This is a genomic window from Acidiphilium iwatense, assembly GCF_021556475.1.
GTDB lineage: Bacteria > Pseudomonadota > Alphaproteobacteria > Acetobacterales > Acetobacteraceae > Acidiphilium > Acidiphilium iwatense.
On the sequence record NZ_JAKGBZ010000021.1, the window covers coordinates 44,372 to 58,470 of the forward strand.

General features: G+C 57.0%; 11 protein-coding genes. 2 read left to right on the top strand and 9 right to left on the bottom strand.

The genetic code is table 11. The features are described from left to right. Window positions 1–70: 70 nt before the first annotated feature. Together L2A60_RS11735 and L2A60_RS11740 are read left to right on the top strand one after the other, a co-directional pair. Complete coding sequence (locus tag L2A60_RS11735) at window positions 71–1,705, top strand: ATP-dependent nuclease (protein ID WP_235704566.1); 1,635 nt, start codon at window positions 71–73, stop codon at window positions 1,703–1,705. Further along, window positions 1,702–2,850 carry a UvrD-helicase domain-containing protein gene (locus tag L2A60_RS11740; protein WP_235704567.1) on the top strand — a complete coding sequence of 383 codons (1,149 nt, stop codon included), beginning with the start codon at window positions 1,702–1,704 and terminating at the stop codon, window positions 2,848–2,850. Before L2A60_RS11735 ends, L2A60_RS11740 begins: the two co-directional genes overlap by 4 nt. A 495-nt stretch (window positions 2,851–3,345) precedes the next feature. Here L2A60_RS11740 and L2A60_RS11745 read toward each other — a convergent pair whose 3' ends face one another. From L2A60_RS11745 to L2A60_RS11785, 9 genes are all read right to left on the bottom strand, one after another. Further along, window positions 3,346–3,897, bottom strand: a complete 552-nt coding sequence (locus tag L2A60_RS11745; RefSeq protein WP_235704568.1) for a hypothetical protein — start codon at window positions 3,895–3,897, stop codon at window positions 3,346–3,348. A 309-nt stretch (window positions 3,898–4,206) separates the two neighbouring features. Beyond that, window positions 4,207–5,916: a hypothetical protein gene (locus L2A60_RS11750; protein WP_235704569.1), complete on the bottom strand. Its 1,710-nt coding sequence runs from the start codon at window positions 5,914–5,916 to the stop codon at window positions 4,207–4,209. Then, a complete protein-coding gene (locus L2A60_RS11755; protein WP_235704570.1) occupies window positions 5,913–7,655 on the bottom strand; it encodes a hypothetical protein in 1,743 nt (580 codons plus the stop codon). Before L2A60_RS11755 ends, L2A60_RS11750 begins: the two co-directional genes overlap by 4 nt. A gap of 216 nt (window positions 7,656–7,871) precedes the next feature. Further along, window positions 7,872–9,443 (bottom strand): hypothetical protein, encoded by a 1,572-nt coding sequence (locus L2A60_RS11760; protein WP_235704571.1) that lies wholly within the window; start codon window positions 9,441–9,443, stop codon window positions 7,872–7,874. A 186-nt stretch (window positions 9,444–9,629) separates the two neighbouring features. After that, entirely contained in the window at window positions 9,630–9,893 is a 264-nt protein-coding gene (locus L2A60_RS11765; RefSeq protein WP_235704572.1) for a hypothetical protein, read from the bottom strand. Next, window positions 9,854–11,461 (bottom strand): IS66 family transposase, encoded by a 1,608-nt coding sequence (gene tnpC, locus L2A60_RS11770; RefSeq protein WP_235704573.1) that lies wholly within the window; start codon window positions 11,459–11,461, stop codon window positions 9,854–9,856. The genes L2A60_RS11765 and tnpC overlap by 40 nt, the downstream gene beginning before the upstream one ends. Before the next feature lie 82 nt (window positions 11,462–11,543). Further along, window positions 11,544–11,891: an IS66 family insertion sequence element accessory protein TnpB gene (tnpB, locus tag L2A60_RS11775; RefSeq protein ID WP_235704574.1), complete on the bottom strand. Its 348-nt coding sequence runs from the start codon at window positions 11,889–11,891 to the stop codon at window positions 11,544–11,546. Beyond that, on the bottom strand, window positions 11,888–12,313 hold the full coding sequence (gene tnpA, locus L2A60_RS11780) for an IS66-like element accessory protein TnpA (protein WP_235704575.1): 426 nt from the start codon (window positions 12,311–12,313) through the stop codon (window positions 11,888–11,890). Before tnpA ends, tnpB begins: the two co-directional genes overlap by 4 nt. Window positions 12,314–12,615: 302 nt before the next feature. Further along, on the bottom strand, window positions 12,616–13,788 hold the full coding sequence (locus L2A60_RS11785) for a site-specific integrase (RefSeq protein WP_235704576.1): 1,173 nt from the start codon (window positions 13,786–13,788) through the stop codon (window positions 12,616–12,618). Between the last annotated feature and the right edge of the window lie 311 nt (window positions 13,789–14,099).

A 14,099-nucleotide genomic window follows, 5' to 3' on the forward strand; every position in this document is an offset into this window, starting at 1 on the left:
GTGGGAAGCCGCCATTGCCACGGCGCGTCGCTGGTGCAGCGTTTCACGAACTGAGCACAGAGGGACGTGCATGAAGATCGCCAAGGTAAAAATCACCAACTTCAAGTGCTACGAGGAGACGTTTTCTCTCGCGCTCAACGACGCTTTGAACGTGATCGTCGGTGCCAACGAGTCGGGGAAGACCACGATTCTGGAAGCGATCCATCTCGCTTTGACCGGCATGCTGCATGGACGACCGCTCAAAAATGACCTGACGAGCTACCTGTTCAACCTCGCAGCTCAACGGAAATACGTCGACAGCCTCAAGACCGGGTCGCCGCTTCCGCCGCCGGCGATCACCATCGAGTTGTTCTTCTCAGGGAACTCAAGCGAACTGGCCGAGCTGGAGGGCGACGGAAATTCCGAAAGGATCAAGGCTAGCGGCGTGGTCTACCGGATCGAGTTCGACGAGGAGAATTACAAGGGACCCTATGAGGCGCTGGTGACGACCGGGGAGCTGACCTCCATCCCGGTCGAATACTACACGGCGACGATGCGGTCTTTCGCGCGCATGGGCATCACCTCGCGCAACATCCCGATCAAGTCCGCCCTGATTGATTCATCCAGCACCCGACTGCAGAACGGTTCCGACCTTTATGTCTCCCGGATCATCCGCGATGTGCTGGAGGAGACCGAGCGGGCGTCGATCTCCCAGGCTCATCGGAAGCTCAAGGAAGCCTTTGTCGAGGATAAGAACCTGAAGTTGATCAATGAGCGGATCACCAAGGCCGCGAAGATCAGTCAGAAATCGGTCAGCATCTCGGTCGACCTGTCGTCCCAGACAGCCTGGGAAAGCAGCCTGATGACCTACATCGACCTCATCCCCTTCCAGTACATCGGCAAGGGCGAGCAATGCGTGATCAAAACCAAGCTGGCGCTCAGCACCAAGAAGAACACCGAGGCCACGGTCATCCTGTTGGAGGAGCCGGAGAACCACCTGTCGCATGCGCGGCTGAATGAATTGATCGCCGACCTCACCGACCAACACGGTCAGAAGCAGATCATCATTTCCACACACAGCAGCTTCGTGGCCAACAAGCTCGGCCTTGACCATCTGATCGTGCTGCGCGATGAAAAGGTGGTTCGCATCTCTGAGCTGCAGGCCAGCGACTTCTTCAAGAAGCTGGCAGGATACGACACCTTACGCCTGGCTCTCGCCAAAAAGGTGATTTTAGTCGAAGGCGATTCCGACGAGCTTGTGGTCCAACGCGCCTACATGGACGCAAACGGCGGGCGCCTGCCCATTCAGGACGGCATCGACGTCATCTCGGTCGGCACCGCGTTCCTACGCTTCCTGGAACTGGCCTTGGCGTTGAAAATCCCAGCGGCCGTCGTGACCGACAATGACGGCGATATCGCCGCCGTCGCGAAAAAATACGCCGCGTTTGACGGCGAACCGTCCGTCCGGATCTGCTTCGACCCCATCGTCGACAACGGGTCGCTGACGGTCAGCGGCAAACCCTTCAACTACAACTCGCTGGAGCCGAAGATCCTGAAGGCGAACAGCCTGGCAACCCTGAATAACGTGCTCGGGGCGGCGGCGAAGACTGACGACGAGCTCCGCCTCCACATGCGCGCCAACAAGACCGAAAGCGCCTTGGCCATCTTCAACAGCGCGACGGCGATCAGCTATCCTGACTACATCACCAAAGCCATCGCGCCGTGATCGGCGAGAACAGGCTCGTCATCGCCGCGGCCGGTTCGGGCAAGACGACCTACCTCGTCGAGCAGGCGCTCAAGATCAGGGATCAGCGGGTCCTGATTACCACCTACACGGACTCCAACGAGGCGGAGATCCGCCAGAAATTCTTCGACGTCGTCGGCCACGTCCCGACGAACGTGGTGATCATGACCTGGTTCAGCCTGCTGATCACCCATGGCGTGAAGCCCTTTCAGGGTGCCGTGTTCGACTTTCCGATTAGGGGCATGCTGCTGGTCCAGGCCCAGTCAGCCATTCGCTACGTCAACAGCCAAGGCGTGGGGGTGCCTTGGCCTGAAGACGACATCGCCAACCACTTCTTCAACCCCGCCGGCCAGGTTTTCTCGGACAAGCTCTCCAAGTTGGTGGTTCGCTGCAACGAGCAGAGCGGAGGCGATGTCATCGACAGGCTCAGCCGAGTGTTTCCTCACGTGTTCATCGACGAAGTCCAGGACCTCGCCGGATACGATCTCGACATCGTTGAGGCGCTGGCGCGAAGCTCCGCCCGCCTGTTTATGGTCGGCGATCCCCGGCAGGTGACCTACCTGACCCACAATGAACGGCGCTATAGCAAGTACGCCAACGGCGGCATCGCCGACTTCCTGCGAACGCTTCCAAAAAAGCTTCGGATCGAGGTCGACGACGCGAGCCTCAACCGCTCACACCGCAACAGCGCCGTCATCTGCGCGGTGTCGTCCCGTCTGTTCCCTGGGTTCACCGCCACCCAGACCTGCGAGTGTGCGACATGCCGCGGATCCGTGCCGGCCAACGCGGGCGCCTTCATCCTCAGGAGGTCGGACTACGCCCATTATCTGGCGACCGTCAGACCGATGCAGCTCCGCGACAAGATCACCGCCACTGGGGTCGATCCGCTATTGCCGGTGATGAACTTTGGGGAATCCAAGGGCAGAGGCTTCGACCACGTCGTCATCCTCCCGACGGGCCCGATGCAGAAATGGCTCGCCGATCCGGACTCCAACCTGGCGGCGCAAAGCCGCGCCAAATTCTATGTCGCAATCACCCGTGCTCGGCACAGCGTGGCGATCGCCATGGACTGGAAATCAGCATCCCTGCCGGCAGGATTTTCGTTCTACGAGCGCCCTGCAACCTGAACTGGACCCGGCTAGCGGCACTCGCGCGAGCTGGACCAAGTGACACGCTTGTTCCTGATCCTCCCCGAAAGCGGCACCCAGATGCCCAAGGCTACTCGCGCCAGAACTGCGTAACTGGTGGGCTCTGCAGTCTGGCCAGCCTAGACTCCTACACCATTTGGGACATCTCCAATGTACGTAATCAGCCAGATTGTTCGGCCATCCGCCTGCAGGGAATGCAGTGCCCTACCCGCTGCCCTACTGCCATAAACCGGAAGTTCCGAACCTCAGCTATAGCCCAAATAGGTCATTCAAAGATCTCTCGCCGAATGTCTTGGACGGGTCGAATACTGCCGTAGAGGCTGGCTGCAGGCGGCATCTGCTTTTCTAGATCCTCGCCATAAAGCGGTCAGACCGCTTTCGGCCGGGGCTAGTGCTGGACGTTCCGGTTCTGGCAGAGTCGGGCCGATTGCTGTCTGACTGCTTTAGAGCTGGAATAGAGAGAAGCGAACATTGTCACCCCTCATTTTTTCTTTGAAGCTTAATGGTCTCCACAATAGCCTCGATTTCGCTGAGGGCTCTTGCGACTTTCTCCATACAATGGATCGCCCACTCAATCATGTTGTATTCCCTAACTACGACGCCGAGTTCTGTTGTTTGTGACATAAATTTTGGAAATACCGTGCTTGGAAATAGAGTATCTTGGTAATCGTCGTGGCCCCAGTCAGTATAGGATGGCGGTATTAACACCCCTTGGTGAGTCATCAGATTTCGGAAAGATCTGTATAAGCTATCAAACTCTTCTACGTCTTCGGGTCGGTCTCCCTTCCATTTTTCGTACGCTATTCGTTCCAAAGATTTTTTCTTCGCTTGCATAATCAATTCGAAGACAACGTAGAACGTGTTGTAAAATCCGACGGCCACTATTTGCCGCTGTGCAGACCCAAGATTGTTCTCGTTCAATAGGCCAATGGCATCACGCAAAATATGCAGCCTTTGCTTTGCATTTTCTAGTGGAGTTCCTCCTGGGAAATATGCTTCATTAACAACGTATTGATATCGGGGCACGCAAGAAATCCTCTAGAATTTTAGTATTTTTGCAGCGAGCATGGAGGCATGCCTAACATAACCCACCGCTTTCATGGAACAAACATGCGGTGGCACGGTATTCATGCCTATAAATAACGTATCGCTTTGATCGGTTGATTAGCTGCACTAACTGACCTGACGCCAAAGTGTCTGACAACGTCCGCTTTTAGATGCTTTCCACAGGGCCATTGTACGGAGGCGCCGGGCGCCGGAAGATTATTCACCATAGCTATCATGATTTTTTATCCGTAATTCAGCGTATTCAGAGAACCGCACTGTTGGCGCTCCTTAAGATTGGGGATGAGCTATCGGAATTAAGCGGCTAAAAAAGTGCGGCGGAATTGGAAGCCGGTGGTGACGGCACGCGACAAGGACAAGCGGCCAAAACCCTTGATCAACTGCTGATAGCTTCCAAAATGGTGTCGTTGGCCCGCATTCTTGTAGGATATAGTTCAGTATCGATTGTCCCTCTGGTACCAATGGTATGTCGAGGAAGGCTGCGCCATGATTATTTTGGCCACGCCAGAGGTTCGTTTCCGAGGACTCATCGGGAAGCCAAAGTTGTGTCGAACAGTGGGGCAGCACTTCTCCCTTGAGGCGCGCCAGCACTTCTAGAGTGTCCGTGTCACCAAGCGCAGCTGCCCAAAACGCCAATGTTGGCAACAACACGCTCCCTTGCGTCACCTCCACAAAGTAGCCCTCTTTGTCACGCCGCGGATGGGCGGCTAGTTCGGCGTAATCGTGAAGTACGCTGGGATACCGCCCGCCCGAGCGATATGCGAAGTTAGCCCGCTTTACGACTTCAGATACCCAGACTTGTAGATCTCCCAAATGTTTTCCATGAATAGCTAGGAACATAAAACCAAACGCGAGGTCAGTGGCTTGGCCTTCGGATACGGGCGCCAAAAGGGACGGATTATTAACAACCAGCAGACAGAGTTTTTCAGCCAGCATGTCGATACGGGGCGTAGGGGGGCGTTTGCTATATGTCGTGGGCAGTTCACCAGAGCTGCTATCGATCCAAATCTGCCAGAGGCCATGCAAGGCAACGCGCCCCATGACGGTGAACAATACGAGGTTGACGTCTAGCGGTGAAGCTGTCCGGATTGCTGCGGAGACCGCATGTAATTTTCCAACGTGCGGCAATATTTTTTTGCCGATAAACTCGTCCCAAATCTGGAGATGCAATTCGACCAATTCGAAGAGAATAACACCCATGTCCTCCGAGGACTTCGTTCCCGCGACCAATTGTTCCTTCGCAAGGTCCCAGATGTTGAGGAGTACATGCTCGCTTGCTTGGTAAGTGCTTTCGAGATTACCTTGCTCTCGCGCCCAGACAAAGAGCATCCAAAGACTGATCGAAATTTGGCGAGCTGCTGTGAGTCGCTTCGCATCCGATGTGCCCGTCGCATGTTTCGTCACGGCTTCAACGAGGCGGGCAAAATGTGAGAAGGATGCTTCTGGTTCGTCCGACATTGCGATAGCCTTGCGAAGGCTTGATCGCATCTCCGGAGATAATAGGCCTTCGCGCAGCAGGCCATCTTCAAGATAGCCTGCGATACGGTCACCATTCCAGACGGAAAACTCGACCATGTCGGTCGCCTTATTGTTCATATAGCCATTAAATGCTTCGGCAGCGGCTTCCTGTACTTCGCCTCCAAAACACGGACAAATGACAACCCGCTTTCCGCGGTGTTCAGGGGGCAGGTGATTCGGTATGTACGCGTCGAGAATCTCGTCGAGCGATGGTCGAAGTGCTTGGTCGCTGGGCCCATTCCACTCGCCGCGGGTCAGATCGCCACGCTTGATCGAAAATAGATAGACGCGGTCATCACCGTTTGGCCCTATGGCGGCAACATCAACGCCGAACTGCCGCGTCCCACGCGATGGTTTGGAAAAGACCGTGTAGCCAAGTTCCGAAAGGAGATCTGGCAATATGGCATCGAGTTCACCGCGTTCTTTGAGTGACGCGAGATATTCACGAATAATTGGTTTCATTCAGGTCTTGGCTCCCTCCGGAAGACCCTTAAGATATAATCGAGACCAAACGGGTCGTACGCCCATCCCATCAAATTGTCGGTTTCGTAGTGCATAGTGCCAAGAGTGTTATCTAGTCGTCGGGTTCCGCCCTTGAAGTCGCTGACATAGCTGATTGCCCGTGTTCCAAAGAGTAGCGTTTGGCGCTTAAATAACTGCCGCAACGCGGATTTGCCCTCGGCCCATTTACGTCCTTCTGCAAACGCCTCCGCCTGTTTCTCATGTTCAATCCATCTTTGCCGCTCGGTCGGCTGCAACTCCGGAACAAACCCTACCTCGTTGATTCCCTCTCTGTAGGAAGTCTCGCGAGCAAGTACGGTACCCATTTGGGACTTTGCCGCGTCGGGGAGGCTCGGTTGTACCGCTTCCAGGTATTCCCGTGTCGCAAGAGGATAATTGATCAGGAGCGGATCAAATAGCAATTCGCCCAGTTCTCTGCCGGCATCCGCGTTTGAGTGGTGGAGCAAGCAGACCAGGAAGGAAGCGGGCGCAGTTCCGTGGGGCATGAGCCAGCCAATGGCCTTCCGCGCCAAATAAAGTGTGCGTTTCGCCGACCAGTTCAGGTTGCCGGGATCAAAGTCAAATACGAATCTCTGATTTCCAGTCAAATTTAGCAAGCTGCGTGCGCCCGCACATAATCTCTCATTCCCGGTCAGAAGCCATTTGCAAATCACGGTCTGCAGCAGCTTTCCGTCATCCTTAGAATTGGCTGCCCCTTGAGAAAGGTAGTGAGCGGTCGAACCCAGGAGCTCCAATGAATCCTCGACGTTGCTCATTTGAAGCAGGGTTTCGAGGCTGGCCAGAGCCTCGTCCTGTCGGCCGTGCGTGAGCAAACTGTAGAGTGCAGTGTCAGCCGCTGAGCATGCCCCGGATTCTTCGATATCCAAGCTTTGCAGGGCCTTCAACAAATGAGGCAAGAGAGCACTTCGCACGTTGTTACCTGCGAGGGTAATAAAATTGCAGCACGCGGTGAGCAACTCAGGTTGCCCAGACACCGCGGCTGTTTCGGTCATGCTACCCACAATTTCGTCGAGGTATTCCCCGCAGCGCTTCGCTAATTCCAGAGCGATGTTTAAGGCATGCACCCGATCACGGATCGGGACACTTCCGTCTCCGAGGACATTTTTGAGGGCCGACACGGCGCGTTTCACCGCGTCTTCGCTTTCGACCGGTACTGAAGCGATTGCCTGGATGCCTGGGGTACGCATTCGATACGCACCCTGTACGTACGCGATAGCGATGTCCAAATAGGCAGCTGAATCTGTCCGAACGCCCGCCACGACAGCCGCAATGAGACTGAAATCCGGCGTCTCAGGAATGGGTTCAAGCGCCAATATTCCATCGATTCTCCGTCTGTCGCGCATGCACCAGCCGAGGAACGCCTCTTGGGCGAATGGTCCCAGAGATCCCTTGCTTAGGGCGGCTATCGCAGGCACGACTCGCCCTATCTCATCGTCCAGCAGGGGGATGAGGACCTGATAAATGCGCGACCATTGACCGAAATCGATACGCCATCCGTCCTGGCCGGAGGGCTGGCGGATATGCTCGAAGACGTTGATACGGCGGCTGCCGTGCAGTTCTGCCAAGCCTTTTATGGCCCGGTCCCATTCCTCCTGGGGTAGCTCGGGGTCGGCCAGCCATTGCATGAGCCGCCCCTGCGATACAGCCGCAAGCAACCGTGCGGCGAGTTCCTCATCCATAGACTAAGTCTCTGGTGGCGTCCGGCGTAGGTGAAAAGGAGCTTGCTGCCAGGTCGCGCACCGAAGGTCCACCAGGGTGACTACCATGCAAATATCCACCTTCGGAAAACTTAAATCGCCTCTTGAGTAACGAAGTCATTTTTTGGCTACCATGATCTTACCTAGAAGCTGTCATTCGCTAGTCCAACTTGACTGGGAGACTTCATCCCCGCGTATTCACCTGTTGTCTGCAACTCCCAGGTGTTCTGGATTCGTATGGTTTAGGCCGGCTTGTTTCATAGCGGCGACCATACCTTCGCAATAGTAAGCTAGTATTTCGTCCTCTGGCAGACTCTTGATAACCTCAAACTCCGGGTGGCCGGTAAGGCGTCTTAGAAGCTCTTCACGAGCTACCCCTTTGTAGGTACCCATGAACCATTCAAGTGCATCTAGGGGTCCTTGAACTGGGCGGCTTGTGGACACAATCATACCAAAGTACGCGTCGGGGGCGGCGCGGTAATCAGCCAGTTCGTCGGCAGACATGGGACGACGGTGAATGGACGAGACGTCGTTTGTATCAGTAATCCCAAGGTACATGCATCCCTCCGCTTCATTGACCGCAGCGGTTGTAACTGTACCCATGAAACCGCCGTCATCGTCTCCAAAGTGGTACATCTCACCAATGATGATCCGACCCAGGTTTTGGCCGAACGCTTCGGACGGCATCTTCCCATCGAATGTCGAGGGGAGTTGTGGGTACGTGCTGAAGGCTTGGCCGATGTCATGAAGATCGGCGTGGCGCTTTTTTTGCCGATAAGCGTCCACCAAGCGCACGTAGCCAGGCTTGCTGAAGTCGGAAATACCCAATCCAAACGGCAAAGCGGTAGCCGAGGGAGCGCTGTGAAGGCAGCGGTGATGTGCGACGTTCGTTATGAAGACGTAGGCCGTAGTCCCTGCTGCAAGTTCTTTGGCTTCGTATATTTCGAGACGCTTTACGGCAGCTTCCATCCAGGAGGGAGGGCCAGCTGATGGATCGTCCGGAGGTGTGTTCAAGTCAATGAAGATGAGCCGGTCGTCTGATGCAGGCTTGGCAAGAGCTCCGTTCAGGTGCTTTCCCAATTCGGAAGCCGGATTTGGATTCGCTGTGCCGTCGTCGGCTGTTTTGCCGAGCAAGTCTTTTACGGCTCGCATCTTGGCCTCGATCCAGTACCTCTTGCCTGTCTTTTTGGACACCGCCGCAAACTCGCAGTGCCTTGCCGACCCGTCTGTTTCATCTTCCAGTACCAGTTCAAAGCCTGACCTGATGAGGACGTTGGCGACAATTAACTCATAATAGGCACCTTGAAATTGTGAGCGGTTCTTAAGACGTCGGACGAGCCGCTCTTGGAGCTCCACGTTGTGTTTGATGAGATACAAATTGTAGGCAAGACCAAGGTAGCAGGCAACAGCTCCAGTTATCGTGGCCGAACTAACTTCTCCTGGCTTCTTGATCGTTTCTTGCTGGTATCGGCAAATGACATCATACCACTGAAGTATGGGGTGTCTCTCGTTGAAAGGCTTGGTGAGCTCTGCATTGCCCCAGTCAGATCCTAGAGTACGCTTGATGTAGTCCAGCAAGAAGTCAGGAAAAGTTTTCCATTTGGGCGAGAAATAGACATCCTTGCCAACGGCGACGATCCGGTGGCCGTTGCTTTCTCCTGAGATAATTGGTTTACCGTAACCTTGCTGGCTCTGACGGATCGTCTCAGCTGCTTCGTGTCGGGTGAGAATCGCTTGGAACTTTCCTGGATTGTTGGTGAGCGAACGCAAATCCCCATGGCACCATTTGTACCGTTGGCCACTTCCGCAAAAGCAAGGTCTGTTTCTGCTAAGAGACATGTTCCCTTAAGGCTATTTGGCGTCGCACAGATTCGTCATGCAGTTTTACCATATTTCATAATAGAGTCGCATCCCCCTGTCTTCAAAGTAGCCATCCGGTCAGAACCGCGGACGAGTTTATTCGGCTCTATCTCGGTGGATCACGATTAGCTCGCGCAGATTTTCGATGCCAAAGTCGGTGAAGGCTATGAGGCCATCGTCGCTGAGATCGTAGACCCAGATCAGGCCGTCTTCGGGTTCCATCTCGTCGGCGATTTCCGCGAGCCATTCTGCGTTCTCGCCGAGGTCCCTGGCGACACGGTCAATCGTGAAGACGTGGTGGACTTTATTGGTCTGCACGATCAGGCGGCCAGGACTCTGGGTTGCGACGTCCAGTTCCACGGCATCAATTCGTCGATCTTGGCAGCTGGATGACTGGCGGTGCGCGCGAGGATGTCGGCGAGCCATGCCTGCGGATCGACGTTGTTCATCTTTGCCGTCGTAATCAGGCTGTACATCATGGCCGCCCTTTGACCGCCGCGATCGGAACCGGCGAATAACCAAGCCTTTCTGCCCAGAGCCAGGGTTCGCAGCGCGCGTTCTGCGGCATTATTGCTGAGACAAATCCGTCCGTCGATCAGGAACCGGGTGAAGGCCGGCCAGCGGTTCAGCATATAGTCGATCGCCTTGGCCACATCATTGTGGCGCGAGAGTTTGGCGCGCTCGGCGCGCATCCATGTCTCGAGTTCGGCGACCCGCGGGGCGCTGAGCTGCTGGCGCACCGCCAGGCGTTCGGCCGGCGACTGGCCGTTGATGCCCCGCTCGATCTCGAACAGCGCGTCGATCCGCTGCACCGCGGCCAGCGCCATCGGCGCGACGAAGGCCGGCGTTTTGCCGTGGGCCTTGCGTTTGGCGTTGCGCGCAATATCGGCCAGCTCGAAGAATTTTCGCCGCGCGTGCGCATAGCAAGCTGCCTCGATGATGGGTCCGGGCGATCGGTTCGGCTCGTAGAGCTTGTTGTAGCCGCCGTAAGCATCGGCCTGGAATATACCGCTGTATCCGGCGAGATGGGTTTGCGGATGAATGCCGGCGCGATCGCGCGAATAGTAGAACACCGCGCAGGGCGGACCCGATCCGCCGAACGGCTGATCATCACGCACATAAACCCACACGCGCGCCGTATCGGTCTGCCCCCGCGCCATCACCGGTACGGTTGTGTCATCGCCATGCACCCGCCCGCCCGTGAACACCATCGTTTCGATGAAGTTGTACGCCGGTTCCAGCGTCACGCAGGTGGCACCAATCAGATCGGCCAGGGTCGAGACGCTCAGAGAGATGCCTTCCAGCGCGAACCGTTCGGATTGGCGGTTCAGCGGCTGGTGCTGGCCAAACTTGTCGTAGGCGATCATTGCGAGCAGGCTGGGGCCGGCGAAGGCGCGCGGAATGGTGTGGAACGGCGCGGGTTCCTGACTGATCTTCTCACAGTCACGGCAGGTGAATTTCTCCCGCACATGCTGGATCACTTTGTATTGGCGGGGCGTGGATTCCAGCGTCTCGGTCACACTCTCCCCGAGCTTGGCGAGGCGCGATCCCCCGCAGCAGGCGCACTGGGTCGGGCCTGGCAGAACGACCCGCTCGCGCGGCAGATGCTCGGGGAAGGGCTGGCGCGATGGACGCTTGCGGGTAAAGCCGGTGACAGTCGTGGCCTTCGCCTTCGCGGCCTCCCGTTCGGCGCGTAGTTCGTCCTCGGTCGCAGTGGTCTCGAGTTCCTCGAGTTCCATCTCCATCTGGTCGAGCAGCCGCGCCGTGCGTTCCGCCTTGGGGCCGTAAAGGGCGCGCTTGAGCTTCTCGATCTGCAGCGTCAAATGCGCGATATAGGCCGCAGTATCGGACTGCCGAGCGCGGTCGCCCAAAATGATCGCTTTGAGCGCGGCAATGTCGTCCGGCAGAGCCAGCGGATCGATATCCATGACCCGCATAGAATCATAAACCGCCAGGGTTTCGCTACAGAAATTCGCATTAGAAAGCGATTTTTCACCCTGATTTTTTAGCTTACCCGGCAGAGTGCGGTCGCCAGGTCTGTTGCGGATTTCGCCAGTCGATCGCTTCCAGAAGATAACCGACCTGACCAGCCGTGAGTGACACAACCCCGTCCACGGTCTGCGGCCAGATAAACCGCCCCTTGTCCAGACGCTTGGCATAAAGTGATAATCCGACGCCATCATGCCAGATCGCCTTGATCAACGATCCGCTGCGTCCCCGGAAGAAGAATACGTCCCCGCCGAACGGCTCCCGTCCCAGACCTTCCTGCACCTGCAACGCAAGCCCCTTCATCCCACGGCGCATATCCGTATGCCCCGACGCCAGCCAGATCCGCACACCGGGCGAGACCGGGATCATCGCCGCACCGCCGCCATCACCCGGCGCAAGGCGGCGATCCCAACCCCATCATCAACCCGAACACAGGTGCCATCCGGCAGGACGATCTCAATCCGGCTCGCATCGGATCGCGCCGACCGCATCTGTGGCACCAGATCAGCGCTGGCGTGGTTCGCCGCCACTGATTTGCCAGACGCCTGCGGCATCGACAGCGCCGCACTCGGCATCACCCGCACCGGAATGAATTCCGGCGCCATCGGCGCCGGCGTCAATTCACCGCGCCGAACCTGCCCCCGCCACTTCCACAATTGCCCCCTCGAAATATCGTGCCGCCGCGCAATCAACGCAAACACCGCGCCCGGCGCCTCAGCCTCCGCAACAATCCGCAGCTTGTCTTCATCCCGCCAGCGACGCCGGCGTTCCGCTCCGGTGATGATCTCCATCCGCCCGACGCTCCTTGCCCATGAATCAGCTCATAGCAGCGCTCTTATGGACGGCTCCTCCCCGTAGCGGCAGGCGGTTCAGACCGGATGGTTACTCTTCAAAGGCCGTTTTCGTGATCAAATGGGGTCATTAATGGGCGGTGGCTGAATCCCCCTTGCCACATCCGCTTTCAGACAATCGACTGAAAGTAACGACAGACTGAGGTGGGCGCGAACTACCCCGACTCTCCCAAAACCTTCTAGCCATGGTAATGTCCACTCTTGGGCAATTTGTAGGAGCCCTGGAACGGCTTGGTTGGGCGCTATGCCGCCTGTTCAGGTTTTTGGGGAGATTGGAGTAGTGCAGTGGCGATGGCATTGGCGACCTTATCGGCAGCGGCCCTCACGGGGCCGGTTTTGAGGTGCGCGTAGCGGGCTGTGGTCTGGACTTGGGTATGACCCAGCAGCCGACCGATCATCGTCAGATCCTCCCCGAGCTGGAGCGCGTCGGAGGCGAAGGAATGGCGCAGGTCGTGAATGCGCACGTCGGGCAGTCCGGCCCGCTTGCGTAGCCGTCGCCATGGGCGCTGCATATCGGTGAGGTGCTGGCCCTTCACTTGGCCGGTGATGACATACGGGTTCCCCTCGATCCTGGGGATGGCCTTGAAGACATCGGCGGCGGCCTGTCCGATCGAGACCAACTTCGCGCCGCTTTTGGAATCTGGCAGCCGCAACACCCCGGCGTCGAGATCGACATAGGCCCATTTGAGCTTCTGGATCTCGCTGAGGCGGCAGCCGGTCAGCAGGAGCAACTGGATGCAGTTGACGGCCTCGCGCTCTGCATTGGATTCGCGCAGCACCCTGCCGAGCCGAGCCAGTTCCTCGGCGGTGAGGTAGCGCTCGCGCTTCTCTTCCTTGTAGCGTTTGACCTTCCAGCAGGGGTTTACCCCATCGATACGGACACCCCAGGTGTGGGCAACGGTGAACATGATGGAGAGGACACCAAGGGTCCGGTTGGCTTGGTAGGGCGTCGCCTTCATCGATTGATGAAGCTCGACGATATCGCCCCTTGTCACGTCGATGATCCGGTGGCTGCCGATCTTTGGATTGATAAACAACTCGACCGACCGCTTGTATTCAGCCTGGGTGGTCGGCTTGCAGTGGCTGGCGACATGTTTCTCTAGGAATCGCTTGCCGAATTCCTTCATGGTGGGCGATGCCTTGCGCCGGTCGCGTTCGGCCGCCGGGTCGCCGCCAAGCCGGACAACCGAGAGGTGCTTTATGGCCTCCGTCCTGGCATCTTCCGCGGTGATGGCGCCGTGGAGGCCGACATTGACGCGCCGGACCCGACCCCCTGCCCGGAACTGTGCAAGGTACATCTTCCGGCCGGATGGATAGACGCGCAGACCGAAGCCTTTCAGTTCCTCGTCCCAGATGAAATATTCCTGCTCCCCAGGAGCGGCTCCATCAACGGAACGTTTCGTGATCTTGGCCATGGAACATCCTCAGAACACCGGAATCCCCGGAATCAAATCGGAATCATTTGGGAGAAAATCCAGGCAATTCCGGTCAAGGGTGAGCGTAAGCCGATAGGCAGTAATAGTCAACGAAAACAGTTGGTTATCGTGCTCTGGCGTAGTCCAGGGGGAGGGGGCAAAAACCCGCGAAAAGGGCCGGGACAGAACTCATAACCTGAAGGTCGCACGTTCAAATCGTGCCCCCGCAACCAAGTTTATCAAACCAAATCAATGCATTGAAGCCGCCGCAAGGCGGCTTTTTGTTGTCCGGTGCACTAGGGCAGTCTTAG

Coding starts and splice junctions, on each gene's coding strand:
- L2A60_RS11735 (WP_235704566.1), top strand. CDS start 71: ATGAAGATCGCCAAGGTAAAAATCACCAACTTCAAGTGCTACGAGGAG.
- L2A60_RS11750 (WP_235704569.1), bottom strand. CDS start 5,916: ATGAAACCAATTATTCGTGAATATCTCGCGTCACTCAAAGAACGCGGT.
- L2A60_RS11755 (WP_235704570.1), bottom strand. CDS start 7,655: ATGGATGAGGAACTCGCCGCACGGTTGCTTGCGGCTGTATCGCAGGGG.
- tnpC (WP_235704573.1), bottom strand. CDS start 11,461: ATGGATATCGATCCGCTGGCTCTGCCGGACGACATTGCCGCGCTCAAA.
- tnpB (WP_235704574.1), bottom strand. CDS start 11,891: ATGATCCCGGTCTCGCCCGGTGTGCGGATCTGGCTGGCGTCGGGGCAT.
- tnpA (WP_235704575.1), bottom strand. CDS start 12,313: ATGGAGATCATCACCGGAGCGGAACGCCGGCGTCGCTGGCGGGATGAA.
- L2A60_RS11785 (WP_235704576.1), bottom strand. CDS start 13,788: ATGGCCAAGATCACGAAACGTTCCGTTGATGGAGCCGCTCCTGGGGAG.